This is a genomic window from Pseudomonas sp., assembly GCF_040514055.1.
Classification (GTDB): Bacteria; Pseudomonadota; Gammaproteobacteria; order Pseudomonadales; family Pseudomonadaceae; genus Aquipseudomonas.
Map to the genome: position 1 here is coordinate 1 of NZ_JBEVDL010000053.1, position 26,983 is coordinate 26,983.

Consider the following 26,983-nt stretch of genomic DNA (forward strand, 5'->3'; position numbering starts at 1 on the left):
CTGCACCCGTACACCCAGGCGCTGCTGTCGGCCACTCCGACCATCCACCCGGATCCGGACAAGCCGAAAATCAACATCGTCGGTGAATTGCCCAACCCGCTGAACCCGCCGTCCGGCTGCGCCTTCCACAAGCGCTGCCCGTACGCGACCGAACGCTGCAGCGTCGAAGAGCCGGCCCTGCGCCTACTCGACAGCCGCCAGGTGGCTTGCCACTACGCGGAAGTCATCAACGGTTGACAGGCCGCGCCCCTGTCCACCCCACGCCAGCCGACGGACTGAGCGCTCCGGTTTGCCTAGACAAATCTGACGAACAACCATGCGAAAGGAGATCTCCGTCAACGTCCGCTCCTGGCCCAGAGTGTGTAAAAACGCTAGATCCTGTTTCGATTTTCAAGGCTGAGCGACTGTCCGGCTTAGTAGTCTGATCAAGGCACGATGTCCCTTCGTGATAAGCTAAGCGCCCCAGCAACGCGCCAGATCATCGGGACATGTAAAAACAGGCCGGTTTTTAGGCTGTTAGCGCCTTCATCAAACTGTTAGCACCGATGGCTTTCATCACCCGTTTCATGTTGTAGGCGAGCACGTTCAAACTCATCTTCGCCCATACCCCGACCAGCTTTCGCGTCAGGAAGTGCGTCGCACCCATCCATTGTTTGAGCGACCCGAAGGGATGCTCAACCGTCCGTTTTCGGACTCGCATCATCTCCGGTGCTTTGCTCAGCCGAAGTGGCATCTCCTCCACTACGGCTTCATGCTCCCAGCGTTGAACCTGTCGGTCCGTGTTCGATGTGCATACTGCGACTTCAACGCGCAGCCCTGGCATTTCGAACTCCAGTAACGATGCAACGTCAGGCCTTTTTCAACGTAGGAGTAGTGCCAGATCAGCACCTAGCCAGCCGGGCAAATGTATTCATTTTTTGCCGCGTCATAGATGAAGGCATCGTTATTGAAACGCCCGTCAGCCTTGGCTCCAGAGGTCATCGGCTAGGGCACATAGGCGGTGAGGGCAGCATAGTGACAAACCAGGATCTGTTGGCTTTTGAAGTAACCTCGGTCAGCCACTGCCGATAACGTATCTGACGCCATCGCCTCGCGCGCCTGCTTGGCCATCGAGCTGAGTTGATCGCGGTCGGAGCCGACGTTAGTCACCTCATGCGCAACGATCAAATGGGGCTGAGTATTGACTGCTATCGGCATGTTGTAACCAACGATTCCCGTACCGCGCGTCATCAGGGAGCGTACCGTGACTGGAGCTGAGGTAACTAAGTTTTGGCAAGCGCAGCGAGCAGCTAAGTCCGGATCAAGCCAGCTTGCTCGACAACTTGATCGACACTGATATTGCGGCTATCGAAGCCGAACTTGAGGCGCTGCAACCGGCAGCAGTCGAAGCCAAATTGCGCCAGCAACCCAAACGCGCGGCGCTGCCAACGCAATTTCCTCGCACGCTCCATCACGAACCGGACAACACCCACTGCCCATGCGGCTGTACACTCAAGCGCCTCGGTGAGGACGTCAGCGAGAAGCTGGACTACAGGCCCCACGCCCGGCGTATTTACCGTCGAGCGTCATGTCCGTGACACGTGGGTATGCGATGACTGCGAAACGCTGATCCAGGCACCTGTTCCGCCACAGGTCATCGAAAAAGGCATCCCGACGGCGGGCCTGCTGGCCCACGTCATGATCGCGAAGTTTGCCGACCATCTGCCGCTATACCGTAGATCTCATCTGCAGCTCATCGGAAATCGGACGAAGAAAATCGATACATTCTCCATCGACAGCAGTCCTTAATGGATACAACCAGTAAGTACACTTCATGGTACAACATAGAAGTGTACTTACATAAAAAACATATTAATTAAGCCATGCTATTATTCGAGTCTCCCCCGTACACCACAGCTCCAAAGAAAGGCCTTGATCATCAAGGCCTTTATTTATGCCTGGCGTAAACGTGGCGTAACGCAAATCAAGGGTCACGCTGGACGTTCGCCTAGTGGGCCCCCCAATGATCAGGCTCATACAAGAGGCTCACAACCAGGCGTACTGCCCTGAGCTGCGGGCGCCCCTGGCCGCCGAGCAATCTCAATCCTCCAACAACGCCAGCGCCCGGTCGAAATCGAAATGCTCGACTTGCTGCGCGACACGGGTCAGGCGTTCGGCCAGGTGTGGATCCAGGGCCCGCTCACGCAACGCGTGCAGCAGATCGACGGCGGCAGTATCGCTGTCGGCCAACAGACTTCTGAGCCTGGCCAGATGCGCCTGCAGCTCGGGGGCTGCCTGCTCCATGGACAGTTTCGGCGCGGGGCTTTCCTCAAGCAAACCCGCCAGCGCGCCCAAGACCGGAACCAGGCACCGCTCGAGTTCGGCCAGGGCCTGTAGCGGATCGCCCTGCGTGCCTGCCAGGCAGAGCTGCTCCAGGTCGGTAGCCGCCTGGGCCACCGATTTTGCGCCAATATTACCGGCGGTTCCGCGCAAGCTATGGGCGAGCCGGGCCGCCGCCGTCGGGTCGGCGTCCGTCAGTGCGGCCTGGAATTGCCCGGCGAAATCCGTATTGCTGGTGTAAAACTTGCGTAACAAGCGCCGATACAGCTCACTGCGCCCCATGCAGGTGGCCAGCCCGGCGTCCTGATCGATACCCTCCAGGGTGGTGGGCAGGCCAGCGACCAGCGCAGCCGCAGGCTCCTTGGCGACCACGGCCAGGCGGTTGGCGCTCGGCTTGATCCACTTGGCCAGAGTGGCGAACATGGTCGCCACATGCAGCGGCTTGGCAATATGGTCGTTCATGCCGCTGGCCAGCGCACGCTCACGGTCCCCGGCCATGGCGTTGGCCGTCATGGCGATCACCGGCAGCGCGGCGAAGCACGGCTGTTGGCGGATCCGCTCGGTGGCGGTATAGCCATCCATCACCGGCATCTGGCAGTCCATCAGCACGCCGTCGAAATCGCCGTCGCGCGCCAGCAGATCCAGGGCCTCCTGACCATCAACGGCCTGACTCAGCTCGATGCCCGCGTCCTGCAACAGCTCGCAGGCCAGCTCTCGGTTCAACTCGTTATCTTCCACCAGCAGCAGGCGCGCGCCGCGCAGGCTGGCCGTGGCGCTGGCGCTTTCGCCGCAGCGCTCGACTGCACGGGTATCGATCGCCGGCGCCTTGCCCAACGCACTACCAAAGGCCTCCAGCAGGGTGGAGGGCGTCACCGGCTTGGTCAGCACGATCGGCAGCTCCACACCGCGCAAGCCGGCCTGCTCGCGCACCTCTTCGCGGCCAAAGGCGGTAACCATGATCACCGACGGCGTCTGAACCGGGTTGGCCGCCCGCATCTGGCGCACCGTCTCCACCCCATCCATGCCCGGCATACGCCAGTCCATCAACACCAGGTCGTAGGGCAACGCCTTGCGTTCGGCCTCGGCCAACAGCGCCAGGGCCGCGCGGCCGCTGTCGGCCACATCCACCTCGACACCAAAACTGCTGGCCATGCCATACAGGATCTCGCGCGCGCTGGCGTTGTCGTCCACCACCAAGGCGCGCACGCCGAGCAGCTCGTCGAGGGTGAACATGCGTCGCGGTGGCGCCTCGCGCTGACGCCCCAGCGCAACCGTGAAATGAAAGGTGGAGCCCTGTCCTGGCACGCTGTCCACCCAAATACGCCCACCCATCAGCTCCACCAGGCGCTTGGAGATGGCCAGACCGAGACCCGTGCCGCCGTACTTGCGGGTGATCGAACTGTCAGCCTGGCTAAAGGACTGGAACAACCGCTCGCACTGCTCGGCATTCATGCCGATACCACTGTCGGACACCCAGCAATGCAACTCCAGCCGGTCGCCATCATCGCTCAGCGGCTCCACGCCCATCACGATCTCGCCCTGCTCGGTAAACTTCGCCGCGTTGTTGCCGAGGTTGATCAGCACCTGGCCCAGACGCAGCGGATCGCCGATCAGCGCGGTCGGCAGGTCGACCGCCGTATTGAACAGCAGCTCCAGGCCTTTATCCTCCGCGCGTAGGCCAATCATGCTGGCAACGTTCTCCAGCACATCTTCAAGATGAAAGGGAATGACCTCCAGGTCCATCTTGCCGGCCTCGATCTTGGAGAAATCGAGGATGTCGTTGATGATCCCCAGCAGGTTTTCCGCCGAGCGATGCACTTTCTCGATGTAGTTGCGCTGGCGGCTATCCAGTTCGGTACGCAGTGCCAGATGACTCATGCCGATGATGGCGTTCATCGGCGTGCGGATCTCGTGGCTCATATTGGCGAGGAACTCGCTCTTGGCCTGGGTGGCTTCCTCGGCCACCGCACGGGCCTCGCTGAGCTCGGTGACGTCAATGTTGACTCCGGTCGCGCGCAGCGGCGTGCCGTCAGGGGCACGGGTGAAACGGCTGAGGGACTTGAAGGTACGTACTGCGCCGTCGTTCTGTCGCACGATACGGAAGTCGAGCTCGAAGCGATCGGCACCGCTGGCGACCGCCTGCGCATAGGCATTATCGGCCGCTTCCGCATCGTCGGGATGCAGCAATGCCTTCCAGTGCGCCATCGTTCCCCCGAATCCACCCGGCTCGATGCCGAACATCTTTTCCAGCTGGGGCGTCCAGTAGTCATGGCCAGTGACGAAATCAACGTCAAACAGGCCGATGTCACCGGCCTCCTGCGCCAAGGTCAAGCGATCACTGGCCGTGCGCAGCTTGGCCCCCATGGCCCTGCGTTCACTGACGTCACGGACCGAAACACACACGCAGGTGCCACGCCCCTCCAGGGTCGGCAGGCGCGACAGGCCGATTTCCACCGAGAACAGGCTGCCGTCCTTGCGTACCCCTTGCAGGTCATCGAGGTTGGCGCCCATCTGCCGGGTTGTGCCCTGGGCAATAAAACCGTTGCGCAGCGCCACATGCTTGCCTCGAGCGGCCTCCGGCACCAGGCGCTCGATGGACTCACCGATCAGCTCGCCCGCCGGGTAGCCAAACAGGCTGTCCAGTTGCGGGTTGCTCATCAGGATCCTCCCGTCGGCCCCGACCACCAGCATGCCGTCTGGCGCCGCCTCGATGATCCCGCGATACCAGGCCTCGGTGGCACGCAGGGCGCTCTGCTGGACCTCCAGTTCGTGCGACTGTCGCTCCAGCTGCAGGGTTTGCGCGCCCATTTCATCGGCCTGGCGACGCGTTTCCTGGAGCAGGGTCTTGGCCACCTCGCTGCGCTCCATGATCGCCATGGAGCCGGCCAGCCGCGGCAACATTTCCTGCAGCAGCAGGGCCTCGTTCTCCTCCAGCGGGTGAAAGCCGGCCAGTTCCAGTACACCGAGGAGGCGCTCGCCACGCAGCACCGGCTGCACCAGCAGGTGGCTGGCCGGGGCCACCCCCAGTTGCGCACGCACGTGCCAGAACGGCTCCGGCAGCCCCGCCAGCTGACGCGGCTGCCGATCGACCGCGCACTGGCCAAGCAGTCCCTCGCCCAGGGCGACCCGGCTAGCCAGCGGGTGCTCAGGATCGGTGGCGTAGCTGCCCACCAGTTGCAAACTGCTCGACCGCTCGTGCAGGCAGTAGAGCGCGCCCTGACAGACACCAAATAGCGGCGCGATACGGCCGAAAAAGGCCCGCGCCAGCTCCTCCGGTGTCTCTGCCAGCTGCAAGTCGACCTGCAGGAGCGATACCTGGGCCTTGATCCTGCGCTGCCGCTCGAGCTGGCGCGCCTCCAGCTGCAGCGTGGCGATGGCCCGAGCCAGATCGCCGGTTTCGTTGTGCATATCGACATGGGGAATGGGTCGATCCAGCTGCCCCGCCGCCAACTGATCCACGGCTCGGCGCACCCGTTCGAGCGGGTTGCGAATCGACTGGCTGACCAACCAGGACAGAAGCAACGCCAGTGCCAGGCCGCCCAGCAGCAGGGTGTAGGTGAGCATGCTGCTCTGCCTGGCATAGGCGGAGATCTGCACGACCAGGTCGCGCAGTGCGGTCTGCTTGATTTGCGCGATATGCTCCAGCAACGCATCAGCGCGAGCGTCGAGCAGCTCGAATTCATCGCTGTTGAGCAGCAACTGCGCCTGCCCATGGCGGCCCTGTCCGGTCAGCTGCAAAGCTTCCTCAGCGGTCTGTTGGTGGCGTTCGAGCAGCAGTTCGAGCTCCGCCATCCGGGCCAGGTTCTCGGGTCGCCAGAGCGTTCCTTTGGCCAGGGCCAATTCTTCCCGCAGGCGTTGCCGAGCACCCTGCAGCTGCTTGAGGGCATCACCGCGCACCTCGGCGTTGCTGGTGGCAACGGACCGGTGCAGCGCCTGCACGATATGGGGTAACTGTACCCGCGCCTCGTGCATATGGAGGGCGCCGACCAAATCCCTGCTATAGAGCTGCTCCAGATCGTACGTCAGCGTGGCCTGGGTGCGTAGGCTCTGCACCCCGAGCGCCAGGGCCAACGTCAGCAGTGCGGCGAACCCCAGTACCAGCTTGTGCCGCAGTCCAAGAGGTTCAAGCAGGGTAAGCACGCTCATCGAAGAGCTCCTTGTCTAGTGCGCTGGGGTGCCGGGCTCAGGGCTCCTGGGCGATATGCTCCAGGGCCGCTCGTTGCCTGGCCATATCCTGGTCGCTGTCGGTGAAGCGCTCGGCAATGGCACGGAACTGCTCGGTGGCGGACAGAAAGGCATCGCAGATATCGGGATCGAAGTGCGAGCCGCGCCCTTGGCGAATGATCTCCACGGCCTGTTCGTGGGGCATGCCGGGCTTGTACACCCGGCGGCTGATCAGGGCGTCGTAGACATCCGCCACCGCCATCAGCCGGGCGCTGATGGGAATGGCGTCGGCGGCCAGGCCCTCGGGGTAGCCACTGCCATCCCATTTTTCCTGGTGGCTGTAGGCGATCTCCTTGGCCAGGCGCAGGAAGTCCACCGAAATGCCCAGCTGGTCCTCGGCATGCTGGATGGCATCACGCCCCAGGGTGGTGTGGGTCTTCATGATCTCGAACTCTTCCGGGGTGAAACGACCTGGCTTGAGCAGGATGTAATCGGGGATGCCGATCTTGCCGATGTCGTGCAGCGGCGCCGACTTGAACAGCACGCCGATGGTTTCCTCGGTGAGGAAGCTGCGGAAGCGCGGGTGTTCGCACAATAGTTCGGCCAACAGTTTGACGTAGTTCTGGGTGCGGCGAATGTGGTTGCCGGTCTCGTTGTCGCGGGTCTCCGCCAGGGACGCCATGGCCTGAATGGTCACATCCTGGATGGCCATCACCTCGCGGGTGCGGCGCTGGACTTCCTGCTCGAGAAAGTCGTTCTGATCGCGCAAGAAATCCGCGGCGGCTTTGAGTTTCAGCTGGGTATCTATCCGCGCCAGAACGCGTGGCGGGCTGATGGGTTTGGTGATGTAATCGACTGCACCCAGCTCGAGCCCATGAATTTCGTCCTCCACCGCCGCCATGGCGGTAAGGAAGATCACCGGGATAGCGCGGGTGCGCGGGTCCTGCTGGAGCTGCTCGGCCACTTGGAGGCCCGACAGGCCAGGCATCATGATGTCGAGCAGAATCAAGTCCGGCAGTACGTCCCCCTGCAGGATACGCAGGGCTTTCTCGCCACTGTTGGCCGCCTTGACCCGGTACCTGTCCTTGAGCAGGTCGGTCATCAGCATCAGGTTGTCCGGCGTATCGTCGACCACCAGCACGGTCGCGGGTTGAAAGTGACCTTGTGTACTGATCATGTTGAACGACTCCGCGCCAACTGAATAAGCGACGACCCGCACAGTGGCGCCCGGACCCATGCAAGCCTAGTCTCAAATTCGATGACTCCCGAAGCCTTTGCAGCTCCGCTGAGCATCGCTTGAACCCCGCCCGATTGCCTGGCCACCGCAATGGCTATCGGGTTCAAAAGGTGGCGCCTCTATCCGTATAACTAAGCCGGTCCAGCGGCTCATGCTGCACCTGGTGCCAGCAGCGGAAGCAGCAGGCGCAAACGTGTGAGGTTCGCCTCATCGTCCACCTCCAGACTCAGGCTGCCCTGCTGGGCCTGCGCCAGCAGTTTCGCCGAATAGGTACCCAAGCCACTGCCGCCCGCCTTGCCGTGGCTGGCATATTTTTCGAAGAAGTGCGGACGGAAGGCCGCGGGCACCGCGGGTTGATTCTCCATGGTCAACTCGAGGTGCGACCCTCGACTCAGCGCCAAGCGCACTCGCCCGCTGACAGGGGCGGCCTCACAGGCGTTCTTCAGTAAATTGTTCAGCAGCGAGAAGCACAGCAACTCATCGGCGCTGGCCCGCACCGACCCCAGCTCGAAGGCGTCATCGGCCACCAGTTCAATGGTCAACTCCTTGACCCGGTACGCCAATCGAGCCGACTCGCACAAGCGCCGCGCTGTCGCCAGGAGGTCGACAGGCACGGGCCGCAACGTGAAACGGCCGGTTTCGATCTTGTACAGCTCGCCAGCCAGGTCGAGCATACCCAGCAGGCTCTGGCCATCGCCCTGCAGGGTTTCCAGTATTTTCACCTGGCCTGGCAATAGGTTACCGCCCTCGAGAAGGCCTTCCACCAGTCCCACGATATTGCACAGCGGCGCCTTGAGGTCGTGCCGGGACATACTGGTCGCATCCTCTCGCAGACGCTCCAGATCCAGCATATTGTCGTACTCCTGCTGCAACACCTTGTGTTGCTCCACCAGGCGCAACTGGTTGACGACCCGCAGATGCAACGCCTTGGGATCGACAGGCTTGCTGACGAAATCTATCGCACCCAGTTCCAACGCCCGGATTTGCGCCGCCTGGTCGGTCATCGCCGTAATGAAGATCACCGGAATTCGACTGGCATCGGGGTGGCTGCGCAGGTGCTGGGCCAGCTCGAAGCCGTTCATGTTCGGCATCATCACATCCAGCAGTATCAGGTCTGGAGGCGTCTTCGAGGTGCAAATTGCCAGCGCGCCACGTCCATCCCGCGCTGCGAGCACCCGATAGTCCTGCTTGAACAGGTCCGCAATCAACGCCAGGTTGTCCGGCAGGTCGTCCACCACCAGCAAGGTCGGCCGCGTGCTTGGCTCAGGTGCCGGGCTCGACTCTTTGGGGACGACCAGTGTAGGCGGCAGGACCCGCGGCCTATGGGCCATGGCGCGGGTGATACGTTGGGCCAGGTCCTGCGCGGTGTAGGGCTTGATCAAAATGCTGCTGACCCCCGCCGCGATGGCATCGGTAATCTGCGCCTGCGAGTTTTCCGCGGTGACCATGATAAAGGGCAGCGGGGCCAGGCGAGGGTCGCTGCGCACCTCACGGAGCAGCGACAGGCCATCCATGACCGGCATATTCCAGTCGGAGACGACCACGTTCACCTTGTGCGAGCGCAGTAACGCAAGCGCCTCCATGCCGTTGTTGGCAAGCAGGATATGCCGGGCACCGAGCCGTTCCAGCTGACTGCTATTGATCTTACGCATGGTCTCGGCGTCATCGACGACCAGAAACACGGTTTCCGCAGTAATCATGGGGACTACATCCCTGGAAAAGACCCATCACCCGCACAGCCTAGCAGGCAATCCTTAAGACGTCGGCGCGCACGCCTGGCGAGCGATAGCGGCCAGTCTGGTATGCCCCAGAGGGTTTATGGCATATAGAACGCATCCCAACGCAGGCGCACCTAAAAGGAACACCCATGCAACTGATTGGCATGCTCGATTCGCCCTATGTCCGCCGTGTGGCGATTTCCCTGCAGCTGCTGAAACTGCCCTTCGAACACCGCTCGCTGTCGGTCTTCAGTACCTTCGCCGAATTCCAGCGGATCAACCCGGTGGTCAAGGCCCCGTCGCTGGTCTGCGACGACGGCACCCTGCTGATGGACTCCACCCTGATCCTCGAGTACGCCGAGGCACTGACCGCCCCCGCCAACAGCCTGATGCCCAAGGCGCTCGGACAGCGCCTGCAGGCGTTGCAGATCATCGGCCTGGCCCTGGTCGCCTGCGAGAAAAGCGTGCAAATCGTCTATGAACGCAATCTGCGGCCTGCCGAAAAACGTCATGAGCCCTGGCTCGACCGGGTGACGGGCCAGTTGCTGGCGGCCTACGACTTGCTCGAGGCCTGGCTGGAACGGCAGCCGGCGGCGGCCCAGGGCATCCCTCTGGACCAAGCGGGGATCAGCCTGGCCGTGGCCTGGCACTTTACCCAACAGATGATTGCCGATCGGGTCCCGGCGGCGAACTACCCGCGCCTGCAGGCCTTTTCCGCCCGTGCAGAAAAGCTGCCGGCCTTTCTCGCCGCCCCCCATGGGGCTAACACCTATCAACCCGGCGTCTAGTGCGACGACCGGGTGCCGCATGGCAATGTCCAGCCACGGCGGGATTCCCGCCTTCACGTGGCGGGGAGCGTGCGCCGGTGCTGGCATCGCGGCCCTGTCCGCCGCTTGGGTGCGCCAGAACGCCACCGGATCGCCCTGTCCGCTGAACCCGGTGGACAGGTCCAGGTGGAAAACCTAAGGTGCTTTTTTCAAGCGACCGCCCGCGCCGTAGGCGACAAGGATGCCCATGCCCCTGCCCACCCCAGACGCGCTATGCGACGACCCAGCCGAACAGATTCGCACCCTCGAACGCCAGCGGTTACGTGCCCTGGTGACCGCCGATATCGCCACCGCCGCTGCGCTGCACGCCGACGACTTCCAACTGATCACGCCAATCGGCGCGGCGCTGTCCAAGGCGCAGTACCTGGGCGCCATCGCCAACGGACATATCGATTACCGCCAGTGGGAACCCGGCCGCATGACGGTGCGGCTGCAGGGTGACAGTGCCTGTATCCGCTACCAGGCCAGGCTGGAGTTGGTGTTCGGTGGGCACCCGCTGCCGCCGGGCCAATTCTGGCACACCGATATCTACGAACGACGCCAAGGCCAGTGGCAAGTGGTCTGGTCCCAGGCCACCGAAATCAGGGACATTCCCCAGCCCTGATCCCCACCTGCCCCAAGTTGGGGCGTCACGCGCGGGAGGATATCCAGCGAAGTGCTGATGGCCCGGAAATCTCAGCACGCGGCCAGATAATCCGCGGTGGACAGCACCTGGGCGTAACCGAATTCCAGGGCTGCCATAAAGGCCGCATGGACCTGGACGGCGGGCACAGTGACACCCTTGAACTGCAAGTCGCGCGTCGCGCAGGCGTCATGGATGACGCGGGTGGGGTAACCGTAATCCACCGCCGCGCGGGTGATGCCGTCGATGCACATATGGCTCATGCTGCCGGCGATCACCAGCTCTTCGACGCCCTGCTGGTCGAGCAGCGCCTTGAGCCCGGTCTCGCGAAAGGCATTGATAAAATGCTTGACCACCACCACTTCGTCGCCTTGGTTCAGCACTTTCTCGTGGAGCTGCGCGCCCACCGAACCCGCGACAAAGAACGGCGCGTCGTCCGCCTCGGCCTCGTGGCGGATATGCACCACCAGGTTACCGGCCCGCCGGCAGGCCTGCAGGACGCGTACCGCGTTATCGGCAGCCGCTTCGACGCCCTCCAGCGGCCATTTACCGGTGGGGAAGTAATCGTTCTGGATATCGACCAGGATAAGCGCTTGTTTGGACATTTCGGTTGCCTCAAGGGATGCTGTGTGTGAGATCCAGTATCCCGGGCTCAACGGCGACCGAGGATGGGCCGGACCGACAATCAGCAGGGGAGAAATGACAATGGGCAGCGCACAACCGGTCAATGAGATTGGCCTGTTGGTATATCCCGGCGCCCAGATGGCCGCGGTGCATGGTTTGACCGACCTGCTCGGGGTGGCGCAACGCATCGCTGGCGAAGAAGCGTCCGGGACACTACCCCGGTTGCGCATCAGCCACTGGAGCTTCGGCAACGACCTGACAACCCTGCAGCGCAGCTTCGACAGCCTGCCGGAGCACGACAGCCCACTGGCCGCCGTGTTGATCCCCCCCTCACTCGCCGGGCTGCCAGGCGCAGCGGTGCTCGAACAGTTGGCGCAGTGGCTGCGCCAGCAGCATGCGAGTGGCGCGACCCTGGGTGCGGTCTGCCTGGGCGCCTACCTGCTGGCCGAGACCGGGCTACTCGACGGCCGTACCGTCACCACCCACTGGACCCACGCACAGGCCCTCGCCCTGCGTTTCCCCAGGCTCAAGGTCGACGCCGACCGGGCCTTGATCGACGATGGCGACATCCTCACCAGCGCCGGCCTGATGGCCTGGGCCGAGGTGGGGCTGCGCCTGGTGGATCGCGTGCTCGGGCCCAGCATCGCCAGCCGCACCGCGCGCTTTTTGATGATCGAACACCGTGACAGCGCCGCGCAGTGCGGCAGTCACTTCGCGCCCTTGCTCAACCACGGCGACGCCGCGGTGCTCAAGGTGCAGCACTGGTTGCACGGCAATGGCGCGGTGGACGTTTCGCTCGCCGCCATGGCGGCGCTGGCATGCCTGGAGGAACGCACCTTGCTGCGCCGCTTTCGCAGCGCCACCGGCCTCAAACCCACCGAGTACTGCCAGCACGTGCGCGTGGGCAAAGCCCGGCAGATGCTCGAGTTCAGCACAGGTACAGTCGAGCATATCGCCTGGACCGTGGGCTACCAGGACCCCGGAGCGTTTCGCGCGACCTTCAAGAAGATCACCGGGCTCTCGCCCAGTGAGTACCGTGGCCGCTTCGGCGCGCGGGTCGCTCCCGTGCGCTCGCAGTCCGACCCGATGCTCGACGTTAACTAGGGCCTGTGGACACTACCCGCACGCGCCGCGTTGCCGCGCGCACAGTGTCCACGTCGCCTAAGGGCGGCCTTGTGCCCTGACAGCGGCATCGGCGCCAAAACGCTGCAGCTGCATTTCCTGCAAGCGGCTCAGGGTACGGCGGAAGGCAAAGGCCAGGTACCCCTCGGTGTACAGCTGCTCCAAGGCCACCGCCGCCTCCAGGTACAGGGGGATATGGCGGTCGTAGCACTCGTCGACCAGCGCGATAAACCGCCGCACGCCGTCGTCATGCACCGAGAGCCGGGGCAACTCCCGCTCCCCGGCCGCCACCCGCTCGACTCCATCCTCGGTACCCCGGGCAATTTTCGCCGTGCGCTGGCACGCGCTTAGCGCCGGCACCTCGCTGAGCAGCACGGCGCTGAATTGATCGCATAGGGCAATGAAGTCGTAGGCCGCCAACGGCTGCTCGCAGAGATCGGCGTAACGGCACCAGATAATCGTCTCGCTACGGCGGATCACCGCCACGGGCCTATGAGCCAACTCGACGGGCGCATCGCACGGCGGCTGCCCTGCAGCCAAGCGGTCGAACACCGCACCCAAGGCACTGGCAGTATCGGGTTGAGACAGCCAGTAACGCTTATGCGCCTCACCGGGATGCAGGCGATGGTCCTGCGCGCCATCGACCGCCACCACCTGCATGCAGCGCTGGATGGCCGCGATGGCCGGCACGAAACGGTCCCGGTTGAACCCCTCGGCATACAACTGCTCAGGCGGCTGATTGGACGTGGCCACCAGCACCACCCCTTGCTCGAACATCAGCTGCAGCAGCCGCCCAAGGATGATCGCGTCGCCGATGTCGCTGACGAACAGCTCATCGAAGCACAACACCCGCACCTCTTCGCTCAACCCCTGGGCCAAGGCACGCAAGGGGTCGGCGGTTCCGGTCAGCTGGAACAGCCGCTGGTGCACCCAGCTCATAAAATGGTGGAAGTGCTGGCGCCGCGCCGGCACCTTCAAACTCTGGTAAAAACGGTCCATCAACCAGGTCTTGCCGCGACCGACCGCACCCCACAGGTAGACGCCGCTGACGGCGGCCGCCCCCTTCCGGTGCACTGCATCGTGGCACTGCTGCAAGGCCTCGGCCGCGCGCCGCTGGGCGGGGTCCGCAACGAAACCATGCAAGTCGAGGGCGTGCTGATAGGCCGCGAGTGGCGGCAAGGCTAGGTTCATGCAGAAGCTCGGCGAAGAAGAAGGGAGCAGTGCGCGTGGTAACGAGACGGTACGGTCGATGCACAGTCTACCCGGCTCAACCGCCCGCGAGGCAGCAGCGTTATGTTTGTTGCGCCTCCAGACCGCGATTGGCCTGACGGGCCGCATGGGGCGTAACCCGCCTGCTGACTGCAGGCCGATTATCCTGGGCGAGGTCGGCGAACAAGGCGTAGTAGGGCGGTCTCCGCGCGACGTCCAGCGGCAGCCCGCCGGGGTGCATCCGTCAAGCTTTGGGCTGGGCGGCGAAGAACAATACCAGGTCCGCCACCTGCTCAACCTTGCCAAAATAGGGATTGCGCTCGTAGTGCTGCAGGCTGCGCCCAGTGCGCTTGGCTATTGCCTCCACCACATAAAGATCCACCTCCTCTGCATCGAGCCCCAGATCCCGTAGCAGATGGTCCTGTGCGCGTAGCGGAAATCCGCCCGCTCCCTGCAAATATTCCTGCAGCTCTTCGTAGACCGCGCGAATGATCCAGGTGTCGATTTTCCGCCAGGCAAAGGCGCGGGTGAAACTGCACAATGACTCGCCGGGCCGCTGGGCCGCCAGCTGCTGCAGACGTTTTGCCTCACGACGCTGCATCAGCCAGGCCGCCACGACCCCGGTCGTGACCGCAGCAACTGTCCCAACCAAGTGCCAGGGCCGAGCCCAGGCCAGGACTCCGGCTACCAAGGCCAGCAGGCCCCAGAACGATGGAGCCCAGTACCATGGATTCGCCGTCACGCTACGGCGGGGCATAAAGCGGGATGCGGTGCGCATCGGGGCTGGCCTCCCAGGACAACGTATTGGGAAAAGCGTAACGCCGCCCGAGTCCCGTCCTGCGCTACGCCCTTCTATAGTCAAAAGCTTACACGCAGAGAGGTCGATCCACGCTGGTGCGCCTTTCCCCGTATAGGTATTCTAGCTCTTACGGACTGCAGCACAGGAAGTGCTCGGGCAACTCAGGGACGAATGATCGCGCCAGGAAGGCACTTCGATACGGATATCGAAGATGATCCGCAAAACCCGCTTCGGCGGGTTTTTTCGTGGCCGAAGAATAACTTTCGTGCCATTGCTCCGTCATCCAAGTGCAACTTCCCCCTGGGCCACGCCCACACTTCCCCCTCTCAGGACCGGAAGCTCTGGGCGCGGAGCGTTGCCGCCCGATACGCGTGCCTTGAACCAGGCGAAACCGAAGGTGTAAAGCGTCAGCTGAACACCTGTACGCCCCTTAAAAACGCTGCTCGCGCGCCCTTCTCCCCAGGCCTTGCCGGGGGTTGTTTTTTCGCCAGGAGTTGGCGTAGAGTTTCTTCACTGTGTTTGCATGGGTCGCATTGAATCGTGACCTGGTGCAGTAGATCCTCTGTAGATTTGCTACATCCCGTTCGATGTTTCTTACTCTCTGCAACCAGTCCAGTACAGCCAGTTGAAAGAGGCTGTCATCAACTCTAGTTCCAAGGAAATAAGAATATGTCGAATCGTCAGAACGGTACCGTCAAGTGGTTTAACGACGAAAAAGGTTTTGGTTTTATCACTCCGGAGAGCGGTCCTGATCTGTTCGTGCACTTCCGTGCAATCGAAGGCAACGGCTTCAAGAGTCTGAAAGAAGGCCAGCGCGTTAGTTTCGTTGCAGTGCAAGGTCAAAAAGGCATGCAGGCGGACCAAGTCCAAGTTGTAAGCTGAAGCACTCAGTCGAAAAGGCCCCTGCTGGCGACAGCAGGGGCTTTTTTGTGCCTGCAGTACGCTCTCCCGGTAAGATAGCGGCCTGTTTCCCACCTGCGAAGCCCCATCATGCCCCACCCCCTGCTGCGCCCCCAGGGCGATTTCCCTGCCGCCGGACTGGTTCGCCGACTGGCGGCCCTGTTCTATGACGTTCTGCTGTGTACGGCCTTGCTGCTGGTCGTGACCTTCGCCTACAAGCTGGTGCAGATGGGCATCTACGGCGAAGCCCAGCTCAAGCAATGGTCCGATGCGGGCGCGCTGGACGGCGACCCGCTGCTGTCCAGCCTGCTGCTGCTGAGCCTGTTCGGCTTTTTTGCCAAGTTCTGGACCCACGGCGGGCAGACCCTGGGCATGCAGGTGTGGAACCTGCGGGTGCAGAACCGCGACGGCAGCGCCATTAGCCTGGTTCAGGCCTTGCTGCGGTTCGTGATCGCCATCGGCTCCTGGCTATGCCTGGGACTGGGCTTTCTCTGGATGCTCTGGGACAAGGACAAACTCAGCTGGCATGACCGCTATTCCGACAGCCTGATCGTGCAGTTGCCGAAAAACATCCACAAGAAGTGACGCCGCCGGGCCGGCGCTGCGCCGGCCCGCCTACAGCGACTCAACCCGCTCGGCGCAGCAACCAGACCCCGGCCAGGGCACAGATGCCCGCCGGCACCAGCACGGCGAACAGCGGTGAAAAACCGAATACCAGGCTGGACGGGCCCAGCAGGTCCTGGGCGATGCGGAACACGAAGCCCACCAGCACGCCGGTGAAGACCCGCTGGCCCAGGGTCACCGAGCGCAGCGGGCCGAAGACGAAGGAAATCGCCATCAGCACCAGCGCCGCCGTCACCAAGGGTTGCAGCACCTTGGTCCAGAACGCCAGCCAGTAACGCCCGTTGTTCAGCCCCTGGTCGGCCAGGTAATGGATATACCCCCACAGACCGGTTACCGACAACGCCTCAGGCTCGAGCACCACGGTGCCGAGCAATTGCGGATTCAGCTCGACCGCCCAGGGCTCGCTGGGTGCGTCGATGACTTCGGTGGTGCGGCCGCGGAAGACGGTAGTGGTCACCTCCTCCAACTGCCAATGGTCGCCTTGGTAATGGGCACGTTTGGCGAAGCTGGACGACAGCATGTGACGCTGGTCGTCGAACTGGTAACGGGTCACGCCGAACAGCACGCCGTTGGGTTGCACGGCGTTGATATGCACGAACTCGTCGCCCTGACGGTGCCAGAGGCCGCGTTTGGCGCTCTGCGCATCACCGCCGCCCTGGGCCATGGCTCGCCCGGCCTGGGCCTGGTTTTCGCTCCAGGGCGCCAGGTACTCGCCGATCAGGATACCGACCAGCAACAGCGCCAGCATCGGCTTCATCACCGCCCAGACGATACGCCCGAGGGACACCCCGGCCGCGCGCATGATGGTCAGCTCGCTGCTGCTGGCCAGGCTGCCCAGGCCAATCAGACAGCCGATCAGGGCGGCCATCGGCAGCATTTCATAGACCCGCCGCGGCGTGGTCAGCATCACGTAGTACGCCACTTCCTTCAGGCTGTAGGCATCGTCCAGGTCGCCCAGCTCGTCGATAAAGGCGAACAACAGGGCCAGGCTTACGATGATGCCCAGCACGGTAAGGATGGCGAACAGCACCTGGGTACCGATGTAACGATCCAGCTTAACCATGAGCCAGCTCCCGCGGCGCGCGACGACTTTGCCATTTCAGCCGCAGGGGCTCCCAATACAGCAATGCCAGGCCAATCATCAGGAACAGCCCGTGTACCCACCACAAGCCCAGGCTCATAGGGATCTTGCCCTTGTCCAACGCACCTCGCGCCGCAATCAGCAGCGCCAGGTAGGCCATGTACAGCAGGATCGCCGGCAACAGCTTGAGGAAACGCCCCTGCCGCGGATTGACCCGCGCCAGCGGCACCGCCAGCAGGGTGACCACGAACACCAGCAATGGCAGCGACAAGCGCCATTGCAGCTCAGCCTGGTGCCGCGGGTTGACGCTACCGATCAGATCCCGCGTCGGAACCGCCTCGCGGTCGCTGATTTCGCCACTGACTTCCGGTTTCGGCAACAGCACGCCATAGGTTTTGTACTGGATGGCCCGGTAATCGGCTTTCCCGGGATTGCCGTCGTAGCGGTAGCCGTTTTCCAGGATCAGGTAACGGCTGCCGTCCGGCTGGATCTCCTGACGGCCGCTCTCAGCCACCAGCACGGTGATACCGCGCTCCTTGTCGCCGTCCCGCGACAGGCGTTTCTCCGAGATAAAGATGCCGCCCAGGGCGCTGCGATCCTCGGCCATGGACTGGGTATAGGTAACCCGCGAACCGTTTTTCAGGGCCTGGAAACGCCCCGGTACCAAGGTATCGAACTCGGTCAGGGCGTCCTGCTGATTGAGGATCTGCGCCACCTGCGCCACACCCTGGGGGGCCAGGCCCAGGCTCAACCAGGCGACCAGCAGTGCCACCAGGGCGGCCGGCAGCAGGGTATAGCCCGTCAAGCGCTGCTGGCTCATGCCGGTGGCCGAGAGCACCGTCATCTCGCTGTCCAGGTACAGGCGCCCGTAGGCCAGCAGGATGCCGAGGAACAGCCCCAGGGGCAGGATCAGCTGCAGGAAACCCGGCAGGCGAAAGCCCATGATCATCAGCAATACGCCGGGATCGAGTGCTCCTTGCGCCGCCTGCGCCAGGTACTTGATAAAACGCCCGCTCATGATGATGACCAGCAGCACGGCACTGACCGCGCTCAGGGTGACCAGCAGCTCTCGGGACAGGTAACGGAAGACGATCAAACCAGACACTCCAGGGTTGTCAGGCTCAGGCGGCTACGCTCAAACTAGCCGCTATGTTGCCGGCCCGTCTAAGACGGGCCATCAAAAAAATGTTCGGCATTATCCTGCAATAGCGACTCTTTGTCTTGGGGACAGCTCATCATGGAATTCATCGTCAAAAGCGCCAGCCTGGAAACCCTTAAGACCGCCACCCTGGTGGTGGCGATCGGGGAAGGCGGCACGCTCGGCGCCGCCGCCGCGCGCATCGACAGCGCCAGTGACGGCGCGCTGTCCACCCTGCTCAAGCGCGGCGACCTGGCCGGTAAGGTCGGCCAGACCCTGCTGATCCACAGCCCGGCCAAGCTCAAGGCCGAACGCCTGTTGCTGGTGGGCGTGGGCAAGGACAGCGAACTCTCCGACCGGCAACTGCGCAAGACCGCCGGTGCCGTGCTCGCCGTCCTGAAAACCCTGGGCGGCGGCGATGCCGTGCTGGCCCTCGACGACCTGCAGGTCAAAGGCCGTGACCGCTACGCCAAGACCCGCCTGCTGGTGGAGACCCTGGCAGACTTGCAGTACCAGTTCGACCGTTTCAAGAGCGAGAAAGCCCCGACCACCGCCCTGAAGAAAATCACCCTGCTCACCGACAAGGCCTCGCTGGCCGAGGTCGAACGCGCCACCGTACAGGCCCAGGCGATTGCCGCCGGCATGGCCTTCACCCGCGACCTGGGCAACCTGCCGCCGAACCTCTGCCACCCGAGCTTCCTCGCCGACCAGGCGCGCGAACTGGGCAAGGCGCACAAGAACCTCAAGGTCGAAATCCTCGACGAAAAACAACTCAAGACCTTGGGCATGGGCGCCTTCCTGGCCGTCGGCCAGGGCAGCGAGCAACCTCCGCGCCTGATCGTCATGCAGTACCAGGGCGCCAAGAAGTCGGAGCAACCCTTCGCCCTGGTGGGCAAGGGCATCACCTTCGACACCGGCGGTATCAGCATCAAGCCGGCCGCCGGCATGGATGAGATGAAGTACGACATGTGCGGCGCTGCCAGCGTGTTCGGCACCCTGCGCGCGGTCCTCGAGATGCAGCTGCCGATCAACCTGGTGTGCCTGCTGGCCTGCGCGGAAAACATGCCCAGCGGCGGCGCGACCCGCCCCGGCGATATCGTCACCACCCTGAGCGGGCAAACCGTCGAAATCCTCAACACCGACGCCGAAGGCCGCCTGGTGCTGTGCGACACCCTGACCTATGCCGAGCGCTTCAAACCCCAGGCGGTGATCGATATCGCCACCCTCACCGGCGCCTGCATCGTCGCCCTGGGCAGCCATACCTCGGGCCTGATGGGTAATAATGACGACCTGGTGCAGCAGTTGCTGGACGCCGGCCGCAGCGCCGACGACCGTGCCTGGCAATTGCCGTTGTTCGACGAGTACCAGGAGCAGCTGGACAGCCCCTTCGCCGACATCGCCAATATCGGCGGCCCCAAGGCGGGCACCATCACCGCCGGGTGTTTCCTCTCGCGCTTCACCAAGCAGTACCCCTGGGCTCACCTGGACGTGGCAGGTACCGCCTGGATCAGCGGCGGCAAGGAAAAAGGCGCCACCGGTCGTCCGGTGCCGCTGCTGACCCAGTTCCTGCTGGACCGCGTCAAGGCCTGAGCCTTTGCGCCGGGGCGCCCAGCGCCCCGACGCAGCCGCGACGCCCCTCCGCCCCTGGACCCAACATGACCTCAGTCGACTTCTACATCCTGCCCAGTGCCGACCCCCAGGCCCGCCTGGCGTTCGCCTGCAAGCTGACGGAAAAAGCCTGGCGACTCGGTCACCGCGTTTACCTGCATTGCCAGGACGCCGCCCAACGCGAGGCGTTGGACGCTCGCCTGTGGACATTCAGGGCCGAGACGTTCATTCCCCATGGGGCGGCCGAGCTCGACGATCAGGCCCCGGTGGTGCTGGGCCTGGGCGACGACGCGGGCCCGCACCAGGACCTGCTGATCAACCTGAGTCTGGCGGTGCCGGGCTTTTTCAAGCGCTTCGCGCGGGTCGCCGAGGTGGTCATCGAAGAGCCGCACTGCCGCGCCGCCGCGCGGGAGAATTTCCGCTTCTACCGCGAAGGGGGCTATCCTTTGCAGGATCACCGCCTGTCCCGCCTTTGAATTGACCGATGGATACTCCAAAACCGCCGCACAAACCTGCCCACCTGCTGGACGACCTGGAGTCGATCCGTGAATTCCTGGTGGGCGACGTCAAAGCCGAGCCGCCGCTGTTGACCGACTCGGTGGACCTCGACTCGATCCCGCTGCTGTCGGAGGTGGTCAGCCCCGGCACCCTGCCCCCGGCACCACGCCCGGCGGCGCCCCCCGCGGCGGCGACTCCACCCGCCTATCCGGCTTCCATCGCCGACCTGTCGGCCAGTGAGCTGCGCACGCGCAGCACCCAGGTCGAACTGGCCCGCCTCAACACCGAGCTGCGGGCAGCCGCGCAACTGCTGCTGCAGGATGTAATCGACGATTTCGTGCCGCAGATCGAGGCCGAGCTCAAGCGGCGCCTGGACGCGCGCCTGGATCGCCTGCTGGCCCAGCGCAAGCCCTGATCGGCGGCACCGGCCGCGGGTCGCGGTGCCCGCCTAGGCCCCCGCGATCATCCCCGTTATACTTGCCGGCTTTCCCGATCAGTTGCCCATAGGGTCCCGCCGCGCATGGACAAGACCTACCAGCCTCACGCCATCGAATCCTCCTGGTACCAGACCTGGGAATCGAACAATTACTTCGCTCCGCAAGGCAGTGGTGAGCCATACACCATCATGATCCCGCCGCCGAACGTCACCGGCAGCCTGCACATGGGTCATGGTTTCAACAACTCGATCATGGACGCCCTGATCCGTTTCCGTCGCATGCAGGGCCGCAACACCCTGTGGCAACCGGGTACCGACCACGCCGGTATCGCCACCCAGATGGTGGTGGAACGCCAACTGGCGGCCGACGGCATCGGCCGCCACGACCTGGGCCGCGAAAAATTCCTGGAGAAAGTCTGGGAATGGAAGGAGCAGTCGGGCGGCACCATCACCCGTCAGATCCGCCGCCTGGGCTCCTCGGTGGACTGGTCGCGCGAACGTTTCACCATGGACGAAGGCTTGTCCGAAGCGGTCAAGGAAGCCTTTGTGCGCCTGCATCAGGACGGCCTGATCTACCGCGGCAAGCGCCTGGTCAACTGGGACACCAAGTTCCATACCGCCATTTCCGACCTCGAAGTGGAAAACCACGACGAGAAAGGCCACCTGTGGAACCTGCGCTACCCGCTGGCGGATGGTAACCAGACGGCAGACGGCAAGACCTACCTGGTGGTCGCCACCACGCGCCCGGAAACCATGCTCGGCGACGCCGCCGTGGCCGTGCACCCGGAAGACGAGCGTTACAAGGCGCTGATCGGCACCTTTGTCGACCTGCCGTTGCTGGGCCGGCGTATCCCGATCATCGCCGACGATTACTGCGACCCCGAATTCGGCACCGGCTGCGTGAAGATCACCCCGGCCCACGACTTCAACGACTACGAAGTCGGCAAGCGCCACAACCTGCCGCTGTTGAACATCTTCGACAAGAACGCCGCGGTGCTGGCCAGTGCCCAGGTGTTCAATTTCGATGGCAGCGTCAATGGCGCGATCGACGCCCGCCTGCCCGCCGAATACGCCGGTCTCGACCGTTTCGTGGCGCGCAAGCAGATCGTCGCCGCCTTCGAGGCCGCCGGCCTGCTGGAAAAAATCGACGACCACGCGCTGAAAGTCCCTAAAGGCGACCGTTCTGGCACTGTGATCGAACCCTGGTTGACCGACCAGTGGTACGTTTCCACCAAACCTTTGGCCGAAAAGGCGATTGCCGTGGTGGAAAGCGGTGAAATCCAGTTCGTGCCCAAGCAGTACGAGAATATGTATTTCTCCTGGATGCGCGATATCCAGGATTGGTGCATCAGCCGCCAGCTCTGGTGGGGCCACCGCATCCCGGCCTGGTACGACGACGCCGGCCAGGTCTATGTCGGCCGCGACGAGGCGGAAGTACGCGCCAAGCACCAGCTCGGCGACGCCAACCTGCGCCAGGACGAAGACGTGCTCGACACCTGGTTCAGCTCGGGCCTGTGGACCTTCTCCACCCTGGGCTGGCCGCAGCAAACCGCCGAGCTGAAGACCTTTCATCCCACCGATGTGCTGGTCACCGGTTTCGACATCATCTTCTTCTGGGTCGCCCGGATGATCATGCTGTCCACCCACCTGACCGGGCAGATCCCGTTCAAGACTGTCTATGTGCACGGCCTGGTGCGCGATGGCCAGGGTCAGAAGATGTCCAAGTCCAAGGGCAACGTGCTCGATCCGCTGGACATAGTCGACGGCATCAGCCTCGACGACCTGCTGGAAAAACGCACCAGCGGCATGATGCAGCCCAAGCTGGCGGAGAAGATCGCCAAGCAGACCCGCGTCGAATTCCCCGAGGGTATCGCCGCTTACGGTACCGATGCGCTGCGTTTCACCAACCTGGCGCTGGCCTCCACCGGCCGCGACATCAAGTTCGACATGGGCCGTGTCGAGGGTTATCGCAACTTCTGCAACAAGCTGTGGAACGCCGCCAACTTCGTGCTGGAAAACACCGAAAACCAGGACACCGGCGTTCAGGGCGAGGCCGTCGAGCTGTCGCCGGTGGACCGCTGGATCATTTCCGCCCTGCAGCGCACCGAGCAGGAAGTGACCCGTCAACTCGACGCCTTCCGCTTCGACCTGGCCGCGCAGGCGCTGTATGAGTTCACCTGGGACGAGTACTGCGCCTGGTACCTGGAGCTGGTCAAGCCGGTACTCTGGGACGAAAACGCCCCGCTCGAGCGCCAGCGCGGCACCCGCCGCACGCTGATCCGCGTGCTGGAAGTGGTGCTGCGTCTGGCCCACCCGTTTATGCCCTTTATCACCGAGGAAATCTGGCAACGGATCAAGGCCCAGGCCGGCGTCCAGGGCGAGACCATCATGCTGCAGGCCTGGCCGGTGGCCAACGAAAGCCGCATCGACCCGACCGCCGAAGGCGATATCGAGTGGGTCAAGCAGCTGATGCTGGGCGTGCGGCAGATCCGTGGTGAGATGAAGATCTCCATGGCAAAGCGCATCGATATCATCGTTGCCAACGCCAGTGCCGAGGACCTGCGCCGCCTGGCTGATTTCGAACCGCTGCTGGGCAAGCTGGCCAAGCTGGAGTCGGTCCGCGTCCTGGCCGCCGGCGAAGAAGCCCCGATGTCCGCCACCACCCTGGTCGGCGAGATGCAGGTGCTGGTGCCCATGGCCGGGCTGATCGACAAGGACGCCGAGCTGGCGCGCCTGGACAAGGAAATCCAGCGCCTGGCCGGCGAAGTGCAGCGGGTCGGCGGCAAGTTGGCGAACGAAGGTTTCGTCGCCAAGGCCCCCGCCGAGGTGCTGGACAAGGAGCGCGCCAAACTGGCCGAGGCCGAAACGGCACTGGCCAACCTCAATGAACAACGGGGCCGCATCGCCAGCCTCTAAGCGTCAACCTAGGCCCGCCCATGCGGGCCTTGTGTTTTCAGCCGAACCGCAAGGGAGCGCAGCATGTTCAAGCTCAGATTCGAATCCACCCTCCCCGTCAGCCGCGCTCAGGCCTGGCACTGGATCACCGACCCGGAGTCCTTGCTGGCGGAAATGCGCCCGCTGCTGAAAATGACCATGCCCGCGGGCCAGCACAGCCTGGAGAGCGTCACCCCGGGCGCGCCGCTGTTCACCAGTTGGCTTTGGCTGTTCGGCCTGCTGCCCATGGGCACTTCGCGCCTGACCCTGACGCGGATCGACCCGGGCCAGGGTTTTGTCGAGCAGTCGCCGATGACCAGCATGCGGTTCTGGCGTCACGAACGCCGTATCGAAAATGAACGCAGCAACCCGCCCCAGGTGTTGTTGGTGGACGAACTGACGGTCGAGCCCTTGCTGGCATCCTGGGTGACGCGCACCTTTCTCAAGGTATTCTTCACCCACCGCCATCGGGTACTGCGCCGCCGCGCGGCGCAGTGGGTGGCACCCGCCGCATCACCCGCAGACAAACCTGCCAAACGTCAGGCCCGGCCAGCGCCACCGCCTGGCCCAAAAAAGACCGGCTCCACCCAGGCCCCCACCCGGTAAAAAACCCATGGACGTCAGCAAGACCAAAAGCAGTTTCTACCGCCGCCTGTATGTCGCCCACCTGATCGACACCGGCGTCGCCAGCGTGCCGGCCCTGATGGCGGCCACCGGCATGCCCCGGCGAACCGCCCAGGACACCATCGCGGCTCTGGCCGACCTGGATATCGACTGCGCCTTCGAACAACAGGACGGCGCGCGCCATCACGCCGGCCATTATGTGATCCGCCACTGGGGCGCCATCGACAAGGCCTGGATCGGCGCCCACCTGGCACAGCTCAAGGCCGTCCTGGACTACCCTTGACCAGCCGCCGAGCTCAAGGCGTCGACAGGACTTGAGTCCGCTCCACACCCTGTCCTACTCTGTGCCACCGCCGGCACCAGGCGCCCCTCGACAACCCCGCGAGGCCGTCTCAGGACCTTGCCAAACACCCCACCCAGCCACGGGAAATAACGCTCTATGTATGCCTTGATGGCCCTGATTTTTGTACTCGGATACCTGTGCATCGCCTTCGAGCACCCGCTGAAGATCGACAAGGCCGCCTCGGCGCTGCTGACCGCGGTGCTCACCTGGACCGTCCTGGTGTTGGGCGTCAACGCCATCCTGCCGGACCTCGGCGGCACCGGTAGCGAGCACGTGGTCGAGGACTTGCGCCACCATCTGGGGGAGATTTCGGAAATCCTGTTTTTCCTGTTGGGCGCCATGACCATCGTCGAGCTGGTGGATGCCCACGAGGGGTTCAAGGTCATCACCGATCGCATCCGCACCAGCAAGCGCCTGTACCTGCTGTGGCTGATCGGCTTTATCACGTTCTTCCTGTCCGCCGTGCTGGACAACCTGACCACCACCATCGTCATGGTATCGCTGCTGCGCAAGCTGATCGACGATCGGCAGGAGCGCTGGTTCTTCGCCGGTGTCGTGGTGATCGCCGCCAATGCCGGTGGCGCCTGGTCGCCGATCGGCGACGTGACCACCACTATGCTCTGGATCGGTAACCAGGTCAGCGCCAGCGGCCTGATCGGCAGCCTGTTCCTGCCCAGCCTGGTCTGCCTGCTGGTGCCGCTGATCCTGCTCAGTTTCAGGCTGCGCGGCGAGACCCGGCGCCCCTCGACACCGGTCGAGCAAGGCCCGCAGAACGATCCGACCAGCCCCTTCGAACGCAACCTGGTGTTTGCCCTCGGCCTGGGCGCGCTGCTGTTCGTACCGGTGTTCAAGACCCTCACCCACCTGCCGCCGTACATGGGCATCCTGTTGGGCCTCGGCGTACTCTGGGTGGTCACCGAAGTGCTGCACCGCAGTAAGAACCAGGAAGAGCGGTACCCCTTGTCGGTGGTCGGTGTGCTGCGGCGGATCGATACCACCAGCGTGCTGTTCTTTCTCGGCATCCTGCTGGCGGTCTCGAGCCTGGCCACCGCAGGGCACCTGACCCAGGTCGCTACTTACCTCAAGGACAGCCTGGGCAATGTCTACGCCATCAATATCGCGATCGGCTTGCTGTCCTCGGTGGTGGACAACGTGCCGCTGGTGGCGGGGGCCATGAAAATGTACCCGCTGGTGAGCCCGGATGCCCTGGCCACGGCCGGCAGCGACAGCGGCTGGCTCGGCCACTTCGTCACCGACGGTACCTTCTGGGAGATGCTGGCGTACTGCGCCGGCACCGGCGGCAGCTGCCTGATCATCGGCTCAGCGGCCGGGGTGGCCGCCATGGGCATGGAACGCATCAACTTTATCTGGTACCTGAAAAAAATCAGCCTGCTGGCGCTGCTCGGCTACCTGGCCGGCGCCGCCACCTATATCGGGCTGAAAATGCTGGGTTGAACCCGGCTTTCGTGGCCAGGGGCCGCGTGCAAGGACACTGCACGCGGCCGTGGATCGGGCTGGAGCGCCCATAGTTTTTCAGCGCCGGCTACGCGGCTGTGGGAAAATGCAGCGCTCCGCCCCTGCCGATACCGCCCGCATGTCCGCGCCGACCAAACGCCCCAGCCGAAAACCCGCTACCCCTCGCCCACCTCGCAAAGCCGTGAGCGGCGGCCCGCCGCCACAGGTTGAAAAAAACCCGCTGCACCCGCGCAATCGCCATCAGGGTCGTTATGATTTTCCAGCCCTGATCACGGGCAGCCCCGAGCTGGCGGCCTTTGTCATTCTCAACCCCTACGGTAAGCAGAGCATCGACTTTGCCGATCCAGCGGCGGTCAGGCTGTTCAACCGTGCCTTGCTCAAACAGTTCTACGGCATCGCCCACTGGGACATTCCAGCCGGCTACCTGTGCCCGCCCATTCCCGGACGCGCCGACTACCTGCATTACCTGGCCGACCTGCTGGCCGCGGGCAATGGCGGGCAGATTCCGCGTGGGGCACGGGTGCGCGCGCTGGACATAGGGGTAGGCGCCAATTGCATCTATCCGCTGATCGGCCATTGCGACTATGGCTGGCAGTTCGTCGGCTCCGATATCGACGCCACCGCCCTGGCCTCGGCCAGCACCATCGTAGGGGCCAATGCAAAATTGGCCGGGGCCATCG

Annotated in this window: 22 protein-coding genes and 2 pseudogenes; 15 read left to right on the forward strand and 9 right to left on the reverse strand. The window is 63.6% G+C overall.

The annotated features are described in order from the left end of the window. Positions 1 to 237 (forward strand): oligopeptide/dipeptide ABC transporter ATP-binding protein (locus ABWY06_RS12790; RefSeq protein WP_353925948.1); only part of this gene is annotated, 237 nt, incomplete at its 5' end. A gap of 271 nt (positions 238 to 508) precedes the next feature. Here the strand turns inward: ABWY06_RS12790 and ABWY06_RS12795 are convergent. Further along, a pseudogene (locus tag ABWY06_RS12795) lies at positions 509 to 1,239 on the reverse strand (transposase); the annotation flags it as partial. 29 nt (positions 1,240 to 1,268) lie between these two features. On the opposite strand from ABWY06_RS12795, the pseudogene ABWY06_RS12800 reads away from it, so the two are divergent. Then, positions 1,269 to 1,728 (forward strand): annotated as a pseudogene (locus ABWY06_RS12800) (transposase domain-containing protein); the annotation flags it as partial. Positions 1,729 to 2,079: 351 nt separating this feature from the next. On the opposite strand, the gene ABWY06_RS12805 reads toward ABWY06_RS12800, so the two are convergent. From ABWY06_RS12805 to ABWY06_RS12815, 3 genes are all read right to left on the reverse strand, one after another. Beyond that, positions 2,080 to 6,465 carry a response regulator gene (locus tag ABWY06_RS12805; protein ID WP_353925949.1) on the reverse strand — a complete coding sequence of 1,462 codons (4,386 nt, stop codon included), beginning with the start codon at positions 6,463 to 6,465 and terminating at the stop codon, positions 2,080 to 2,082. 37 nt (positions 6,466 to 6,502) lie between these two features. Then, entirely contained in the window at positions 6,503 to 7,660 is a 1,158-nt protein-coding gene (locus ABWY06_RS12810; protein WP_353925950.1) for a response regulator, read from the reverse strand. 209 nt (positions 7,661 to 7,869) lie between these two features. After that, positions 7,870 to 9,420, reverse strand: coding sequence for an ATP-binding response regulator (locus ABWY06_RS12815; protein ID WP_353925951.1), 1,551 nt, complete (start codon positions 9,418 to 9,420; stop codon positions 7,870 to 7,872). 167 nt (positions 9,421 to 9,587) lie between these two features. Between ABWY06_RS12815 and ABWY06_RS12820 the strand changes: the two genes are divergently transcribed. Both ABWY06_RS12820 and ABWY06_RS12825 read left to right on the forward strand, forming a co-directional pair. Then, positions 9,588 to 10,226 carry a glutathione S-transferase gene (locus ABWY06_RS12820; protein ID WP_353925952.1) on the forward strand — a complete coding sequence of 213 codons (639 nt, stop codon included), beginning with the start codon at positions 9,588 to 9,590 and terminating at the stop codon, positions 10,224 to 10,226. 226 nt (positions 10,227 to 10,452) lie between these two features. Further along, entirely contained in the window at positions 10,453 to 10,869 is a 417-nt protein-coding gene (locus tag ABWY06_RS12825; protein WP_353925953.1) for a nuclear transport factor 2 family protein, read from the forward strand. Positions 10,870 to 10,940: 71 nt separating this feature from the next. Here ABWY06_RS12825 and ABWY06_RS12830 read toward each other — a convergent pair whose 3' ends face one another. Further along, positions 10,941 to 11,492, reverse strand: coding sequence for a cysteine hydrolase family protein (locus ABWY06_RS12830; protein WP_353925954.1), 552 nt, complete (start codon positions 11,490 to 11,492; stop codon positions 10,941 to 10,943). A gap of 100 nt (positions 11,493 to 11,592) precedes the next feature. Between ABWY06_RS12830 and ABWY06_RS12835 the strand changes: the two genes are divergently transcribed. After that, positions 11,593 to 12,615 carry a GlxA family transcriptional regulator gene (locus tag ABWY06_RS12835; protein ID WP_353925955.1) on the forward strand — a complete coding sequence of 341 codons (1,023 nt, stop codon included), beginning with the start codon at positions 11,593 to 11,595 and terminating at the stop codon, positions 12,613 to 12,615. A gap of 57 nt (positions 12,616 to 12,672) precedes the next feature. Here the strand turns inward: ABWY06_RS12835 and zapE are convergent, their stop codons facing one another. Both zapE and ABWY06_RS12845 read right to left on the reverse strand, forming a co-directional pair. Beyond that, positions 12,673 to 13,824, reverse strand: coding sequence for a cell division protein ZapE (zapE, locus tag ABWY06_RS12840; RefSeq protein ID WP_353925956.1), 1,152 nt, complete (start codon positions 13,822 to 13,824; stop codon positions 12,673 to 12,675). A 262-nt stretch (positions 13,825 to 14,086) separates the two neighbouring features. Then, positions 14,087 to 14,458: a hypothetical protein gene (locus tag ABWY06_RS12845; protein WP_353925957.1), complete on the reverse strand. Its 372-nt coding sequence runs from the start codon at positions 14,456 to 14,458 to the stop codon at positions 14,087 to 14,089. Positions 14,459 to 15,310: 852 nt separating this feature from the next. On the opposite strand from ABWY06_RS12845, the gene ABWY06_RS12850 reads away from it, so the two are divergent. Beyond that, a complete protein-coding gene (locus tag ABWY06_RS12850; RefSeq protein ID WP_353925958.1) occupies positions 15,311 to 15,523 on the forward strand; it encodes a cold-shock protein in 213 nt (70 codons plus the stop codon). A 108-nt stretch (positions 15,524 to 15,631) separates the two neighbouring features. After that, a complete protein-coding gene (locus tag ABWY06_RS12855; RefSeq protein ID WP_353925959.1) occupies positions 15,632 to 16,126 on the forward strand; it encodes an RDD family protein in 495 nt (164 codons plus the stop codon). 40 nt (positions 16,127 to 16,166) lie between these two features. On the opposite strand, the gene lptG is transcribed toward ABWY06_RS12855, so the two are convergent. Continuing rightward, positions 16,167 to 17,228, reverse strand: a complete 1,062-nt coding sequence (lptG, locus tag ABWY06_RS12860; RefSeq protein WP_353925960.1) for an LPS export ABC transporter permease LptG — start codon at positions 17,226 to 17,228, stop codon at positions 16,167 to 16,169. Next, positions 17,221 to 18,342 (reverse strand): LPS export ABC transporter permease LptF, encoded by a 1,122-nt coding sequence (gene lptF / locus ABWY06_RS12865; protein WP_353925961.1) that lies wholly within the window; start codon positions 18,340 to 18,342, stop codon positions 17,221 to 17,223. Before lptF ends, lptG begins: the two co-directional genes overlap by 8 nt. A gap of 141 nt (positions 18,343 to 18,483) precedes the next feature. Here lptF and ABWY06_RS12870 point away from each other — a divergent pair, with 141 nt between their 5' ends. From ABWY06_RS12870 to ABWY06_RS12905, 8 genes are all read left to right on the forward strand, one after another. Next, a complete protein-coding gene (locus ABWY06_RS12870) occupies positions 18,484 to 19,974 on the forward strand; it encodes a leucyl aminopeptidase (RefSeq protein WP_353925962.1) in 1,491 nt (496 codons plus the stop codon). A 65-nt stretch (positions 19,975 to 20,039) separates the two neighbouring features. After that, entirely contained in the window at positions 20,040 to 20,468 is a 429-nt protein-coding gene (locus ABWY06_RS12875; protein WP_353925963.1) for a DNA polymerase III subunit chi, read from the forward strand. Between the two features lie 8 nt (positions 20,469 to 20,476). After that, on the forward strand, positions 20,477 to 20,905 hold the full coding sequence (locus tag ABWY06_RS12880) for a DNA polymerase III subunit chi (RefSeq protein WP_353925964.1): 429 nt from the start codon (positions 20,477 to 20,479) through the stop codon (positions 20,903 to 20,905). Positions 20,906 to 21,010: 105 nt separating this feature from the next. Then, entirely contained in the window at positions 21,011 to 23,842 is a 2,832-nt protein-coding gene (locus tag ABWY06_RS12885) for a valine--tRNA ligase (RefSeq protein WP_353925965.1), read from the forward strand. A gap of 63 nt (positions 23,843 to 23,905) precedes the next feature. Next, positions 23,906 to 24,466 (forward strand): Rv1443c family protein, encoded by a 561-nt coding sequence (locus ABWY06_RS12890; protein ID WP_353925966.1) that lies wholly within the window; start codon positions 23,906 to 23,908, stop codon positions 24,464 to 24,466. A gap of 7 nt (positions 24,467 to 24,473) precedes the next feature. After that, positions 24,474 to 24,767, forward strand: coding sequence for a winged helix-turn-helix domain-containing protein (locus ABWY06_RS12895; RefSeq protein ID WP_353925967.1), 294 nt, complete (start codon positions 24,474 to 24,476; stop codon positions 24,765 to 24,767). A gap of 156 nt (positions 24,768 to 24,923) precedes the next feature. After that, a complete protein-coding gene (gene nhaD / locus ABWY06_RS12900) occupies positions 24,924 to 26,282 on the forward strand; it encodes a sodium:proton antiporter NhaD (RefSeq protein WP_353925968.1) in 1,359 nt (452 codons plus the stop codon). 139 nt (positions 26,283 to 26,421) lie between these two features. Beyond that, positions 26,422 to 26,983: RlmF-related methyltransferase (locus ABWY06_RS12905; RefSeq protein ID WP_353925969.1), on the forward strand; the 562-nt coding region annotated here is incomplete at its 3' end.